Raw genomic sequence first — 5375 nt, 5'->3', positions numbered from 1 at the left:
GCTAATACTTGTGTTAACTGTAACTCAGTTAACAGGATTCACGTATAGGGGACTTGCACCCCATAAGTTCACGCCCATGCCGGGCGTACCACAAGCTGCTCCACTGGACGCTTTGGTCTTGTCACGGTTTTTGAAAAAGAACTCAAAAACCGCGCCAATCCCAAGCGCCAGTGAGCAGGGCGTTGGCATCTATATCTTATTCTCATCATATTTTTTTGTTGATGTGTCTGTCAGTTATCCCGTGATTGGATCATGTATTTTTTTCGCATTCTCCTGCAAATGATTCCAAAATCTGCCTATTGACTTAATGATAATTTGGTATATACTTAGGATATACTAAATTCTTATATGGAGGTGGACTTATGTTTGCAAAAGTACAAAAATGGGGTAACAGTCAAGGTCTTCGCCTTACTAAAAATATCTTGGCAGAAGCACAAATTCAGGTTGGTGATGAAGTTACTCTTTCAGTAAAAAGTGGTATGATTCAAATCAGGCCATCGAAAAAAATACGTGGGCGTCATAAACTTGAAGACCTTGTGTCACGCATACCTGAGAATTATCAGAATCATGAAGTTGACTGGGGTGAATCAGTCGGTAAAGAGGTTTGGTAATGCCGATATATATCCCTGACCAGGGCGATCTTGTTGCAATCACGTTTGACCCACAATCTGGCCATGAACAAAAAGGTCGGCGTCCTGCTTTTGTTGTCAGTAAAAAATTATTTAATAGCAGTACAGGTATGGCTATAGTGTGTCCAATCACAAATACTAACCGCAAATTCCCTTTCCATGTCCCTGTACCGGAAAGTAGTAAACTGACAGGATTCATTATGGTTGAGCAAGTGAAATCTGTAGATTTCCGTTCTCGTAAAGTTAAGCGAATAAAGCGAGGCGGTGAAGAATTGCTTGCAGATGTACTTTCAATATTAGATGCTTGTATTTATTGAGGTTATCGGCGACCATCTTATGAAGTTTGTATTTAAGGCAAATTGCGTTTTTGACCCACCTGCCAATCGGGTAGCCGGGGGTTTTAATCCCCAGCCCCCACACCACCCCGCAAGCAGGTCCGCATAGGGCGGTTCATTAAATTTACCGGGCCGTGCCGGGTAATGAATTTTCACCCACTGTTCTTTGACAGATATCAGTCCTTGCTCAGACAGCCAATTATTTTAATTTTTTTATAGTCTTTTTTGAATTGCGTTGTGTAATGCAGAATCAATTATCAAGTTCCTGAAAAAGGTCATCAACAGAATTAACAGTATGAAGCCCTTTGCCATTATCAGTATCCATAAGAGTTTTTGCTGTAATGTCATTCGGAATTTTTAATTCAAAAGGTATCCCATTATGAAGTGTTATTTGTGAAAGATACATTGAGATCGCCTCGGACATTGAAATGTTCAACCTTTTTAATATTGTTTGTGCATGTTGCTTTATCGCCGGATCTACACGGGTTTGAATCACTGCTGTTTTTGCCATAATTTCCTCCTTGCCAAAGAGTTTTGTATTGACAATGTCATTACAATTAGTATACGCTTTATTAATAAAAGTTCAAGTATCTTTTTTAAAACAACAAAAATACTGACGGATAAACCGCAGATTTCAATGTTAGCCCTCTGTCTCACTTACATTGACACAGAGGGGTATAACAAAATCCACCATCATACCGGCATTGCACTTATTACACCTGAACAGGTTCATTACGGCTTAAGCAAACAAGTTTACCGCCAAAGGGAAGCCGTTTTGCAGGCTGCTTTCAGGCAAAACAAGAACCGATTTAAGAACAAAATGCCGGTTCCACAAAGCGTGCCAAAGGCTGCTTGGATTAACCCGCCTTCGACACAGAAAGTACAAGCCTAATTTTTGATGATGGGTGTCTCATTATCATTGACACATTCCGCACTGTTTTCAGTAGCACAACCGGACAAGATAATTGACGCGAACCGGACAAAGTAATTGACGCCTGGCACAGTTGCTTAACAAATTAAATGGTTATGTAAAATAGGTTTTTCTGAAAAACTATGTTTACAACAAACCAGTAATATTCCACCATATTATTTCCACAAGTACGACTATAAATACAACACCTGTCAGTGGAATCCCTAACTTAATTACATCCTTATCACTATACATTCCATTAACTTCGCCTAAACCCACCAGCATGTTGAGATGATGGAATGGAAATACATAATGAATTGCTATTGATGAGTACACTAATAATGCCGGAACTAAAGGACTCATGCCAGTGGCGGTTGTAAAAGAGATCAACGCAGGAATCGCAATTCCCATTACAGCGATAACACTGCCAAGTACCATATGCAGGCAAATTCCTATCAGAGCAATCAGCAATGCAAATATAAATGGATTTGCAGGAACGCTTGAGGGCAATACTACAGATGCAATCCATGAATTCATACCTGTGAGCCCACCAATTTTTCCAATTGATATTGCAGCAGTCACGAATAATAGTACATGCAATGGAACTCCGCTCCAATCCTTTGGCGTCAATATTTTTCCAATGATTGGAAGACTCATTCCCATTGCCACTAATAATGTTACCCATCCTAAAGCAATTCCGTGTATTGAGTCTGTCATCCAAAGTACAACTGCTATTGAAATCCAAAGAAAGGCTCTCTTTTCCATCTCTGACATTGATCCCAGTCCAGTAAGTTTTTCTTTAATTTCATCTTTATTGATACTGAAATCTCCACTTGGTTTGAATAATGACAAGATTAAGAAATATGTAAGGACACTTGCAACAGTTGCTGGAACGCCCATATATAAAAGCCATCCTAACCAACTTAATTCAATTCCTGAAAACTTAACTACCAATACATTGATAATACTATCCCCTGTAAGGAAAATTAATGAAATGGGAACTGACGATGCAAATATTGTCAATCCTATTTTAACAGAATCTTCCTTAGATAACTTAGCACTCTTGATTACAACGCCCATAACCGACATGATCAGAAATGCTCTTGGCCATGGATGAGGAATCAATAAACTTAAAACAAAAGTCAAAATAAAGATTGTGAATATTACACTTTTCCATGTGCTAACAAATTTAAGAATAACTTTATACCCGATTCTCTCACCGAGTCCCGACGACTTAACAGCTCCGGCAATCAGGTAAGCGCCTATGATCAGATAAATAGTATCTGTAGTCCAAAGACTAAATACATCTGAAGAAGGCGCTACTTTTAATACGACCAAAGCTATTAAGTAAATCCCTGAAATATAACCAGAATGGGCTACACCCGTTGCCCAGAATATTACAGTCATTAAGCTCAGTGCTAAACACTTTTGTCCTTCTGGTAAAAGACCATTTAAATTAATATTCCATATAACCATAGCTGCAATGAGTCCTGCAAAAAGCCCAATTTCCGATTTGCCAAAATTTGATTTCTTTTTTGCTTCAGGTTTTCCAAGGTTTAAATTTTTTTTCACCAGTGAATCAGTTGGCATAGTGTTTTTCCTTTATAAATGATATGCAATCCATAATGTTCAAACATTGTAGAACTACAATTCATACATGTATTGTAACCATTCAATTATTTAATAGTATTAATTAGAATTTGATAGCATCAAATACTATTGTTTTTTGTTTTAAAAGCAATCTGCAATTTTTGGGCAAAGCGGAGGCCGGTTCACCCTTGATTCTCTTGAAAGCCAGCCTGCCATTGGAATAAATTGAATTGATTTGTTTGATAAAGTGATCTTTTACCATGACAATATCCCCTTTTCTAAAGCCTTCAAGCAGCTCATTGACCTTATATCGGACTCTGCCCTTACCCGGTTTGGGTAAATCATGATAGCACCGTCTTGTTTGCCTGGGCCTGAAAGAAACTCTGAAACAATTCTCCTTATGATAGCTCAGATCATACATGCTGAAATAATTGGCAATACAGAACGCATCCACATCATGATCCTTTGCAAGACCCAACGCTTTTCGGTATTCTGCCGTTTGATATCCAAATATCGTCTTCACCTCTCCAAATCTTGACAACAGTTTGTAGAGGGACTGTTTTCCTTGCATGGTCCTTTGGGCAATCACATCTTTCAGGTTACCGACCCCATTGAGTTCCATCTTTATTTTGCCCTTATGAAGCGCTTTATGATGGGTGCTGCATAGTGTCACAAGATTCAATATGGTGTCTTTGCCGCCCTTACTTCTCGGTATGATATGATGGGCTTCCAGTTTGCCATTTTTCTTTTTGCAATACCGGCAAGTAAATCCATCCCTGAGCAGGCAGGCCAGTCTGAGATTTTCATGAAGTCTGTTGGATGCCTGATAATCTTTGGCTGTCAGATCGGGATCATTCAATTTTGCAATATCCACCAACACATCTTCTACAATTACATGATCAATGGGCAGGGGGAGTTTCTTCACTACTCTGAGGACTTCTTCCACATTGGTTTTGATTGACGGAGGCAGTCTTCCACTTCTTGTACTTGCGCTTCTGTTAAAAAATCTCGGTGCTCTATACCACAACCGGGATCTGCGTTGTCTTCTGTTCGCCGCTCTTGTACTCATTTTATCTTTTACATCGCTTCTGTGCTCAATAATTCCCGAAATCAAAACCCTATCTTTGGAAACCGCACAGAACCCGGTCCGCTTAGCCCCTTTATCAATACCGATGGTAACCGGCTGAGTATGTTCTTCACAATTCCATGTCAACTGGATGGTGAAAGGGGTGTGGTTGACTATTGTTGCTTTACCCGATTTTAACAATTTTCGGGCTTTGGCGGGTTTGCACGGCATCAATGGATTACCGTTTTTATTAATTACATAAACCAGCATAATGGATGTCTTTAAGACCTCTCGAACAAAAGTTAAAGAGTAAGGTACTCCTTGGAGTTGTTAAAAAGGCTTGTCACGTTTATCTCACATTCACGTTTCCGCTACCCTTAAAGATAAACCTTAGAGCCTGGAACTGGAGTAACATTCCAGGGTAAGATAACCTGATTAACTTCTGCTTCATCATTAAATGATGCCTCCTGTTAGTTCCATGTCAATACTATGAAATACTATTGATTTAGGAACTATCATAGTTCTACAATTTTATTTTTTTAAATCTGGTATGGATGTCCTTGTCAAGAACTTTAAAAGATTAATCGAATTAGTGCGAATTAGGGACTGACCAAGCTAAGGAGCCTGAAAATATAGTAGAAAGGCTATGAACTGTTAGATAATATATCTAAAAAATTATAAAAAAATATTGACGATTCTTATTTTTTTGATACCTTCTATATAAGGAGGTGTTTTATGTATTCTATAGGTAACTCGTGAGTCCTAAGTTTTTTTGAATATTTAAGAAATTGCGTGACATCTGAAAGGGATGAGCGCATTCTGAACCTTTCAATATTATAAGCGAC

6 protein-coding genes are annotated in these 5375 nt (G+C 38.7%); 3 read left to right on the top strand and 3 right to left on the bottom strand.

The annotated features are described in order from the left end of the window. From B9A32_RS22005 to B9A32_RS20675, 3 genes are all read left to right on the top strand, one after another. Positions 1-283 (top strand): hypothetical protein (locus tag B9A32_RS22005; RefSeq protein ID WP_212638052.1); only part of this gene is annotated, 283 nt, incomplete at its 5' end. Positions 284-362: 79 nt separating this feature from the next. Further along, positions 363-611: an AbrB/MazE/SpoVT family DNA-binding domain-containing protein gene (locus tag B9A32_RS20680; RefSeq protein WP_084072057.1), complete on the top strand. Its 249-nt coding sequence runs from the start codon at positions 363-365 to the stop codon at positions 609-611. Then, positions 611-946 (top strand): type II toxin-antitoxin system PemK/MazF family toxin, encoded by a 336-nt coding sequence (locus tag B9A32_RS20675; protein WP_084072054.1) that lies wholly within the window; start codon positions 611-613, stop codon positions 944-946. Before B9A32_RS20680 ends, B9A32_RS20675 begins: the two co-directional genes overlap by 1 nt. 268 nt (positions 947-1214) lie before the next feature. On the opposite strand, the gene B9A32_RS20670 is transcribed toward B9A32_RS20675, so the two are convergent. The 3 genes from B9A32_RS20670 to iscB all read right to left on the bottom strand — a co-directional run bounded on the left by B9A32_RS20670 (position 1215) and on the right by iscB (position 4800). Then, the gene (locus B9A32_RS20670; RefSeq protein ID WP_084072052.1) at positions 1215-1475 is read right to left on the bottom strand and encodes a type II toxin-antitoxin system RelB/DinJ family antitoxin; all 261 of its coding nucleotides are present in this window, start codon (positions 1473-1475) and stop codon (positions 1215-1217) included. Between the two features lie 546 nt (positions 1476-2021). Continuing rightward, complete coding sequence (locus B9A32_RS20660) at positions 2022-3464, bottom strand: SLC13 family permease (protein WP_084072047.1); 1443 nt, start codon at positions 3462-3464, stop codon at positions 2022-2024. Between the two features lie 103 nt (positions 3465-3567). Further along, a complete protein-coding gene (iscB, locus tag B9A32_RS20655) occupies positions 3568-4800 on the bottom strand; it encodes an RNA-guided endonuclease IscB (RefSeq protein ID WP_084072045.1) in 1233 nt (410 codons plus the stop codon). Positions 4801-5375 lie beyond the last annotated feature (575 nt).

This window comes from Desulfocicer vacuolatum DSM 3385 (assembly GCF_900176365.1).
Classification (GTDB): Bacteria; Desulfobacterota; Desulfobacteria; order Desulfobacterales; family Desulfobacteraceae; genus Desulfocicer; species Desulfocicer vacuolatum.
The sequence above is the reverse complement of the archived record's forward strand: the minus strand, read 5'-3'. Positions and strand labels throughout refer to the sequence as shown.

What these genes read in the sequence shown, in the direction of transcription:
- B9A32_RS20680 (WP_084072057.1), top strand. Translation starts at nt 363, where the DNA reads ATGTTTGCAAAAGTACAAAAATGGGGTAACAGTCAAGGTCTTCGCCTT.
- B9A32_RS20675 (WP_084072054.1), top strand. Translation starts at nt 611, where the DNA reads ATGCCGATATATATCCCTGACCAGGGCGATCTTGTTGCAATCACGTTT.
- B9A32_RS20670 (WP_084072052.1), bottom strand. Translation starts at nt 1,475, where the DNA reads ATGGCAAAAACAGCAGTGATTCAAACCCGTGTAGATCCGGCGATAAAG.
- B9A32_RS20660 (WP_084072047.1), bottom strand. Translation starts at nt 3,464, where the DNA reads ATGCCAACTGATTCACTGGTGAAAAAAAATTTAAACCTTGGAAAACCT.
- iscB (WP_084072045.1), bottom strand. Translation starts at nt 4,800, where the DNA reads ATGCTGGTTTATGTAATTAATAAAAACGGTAATCCATTGATGCCGTGC.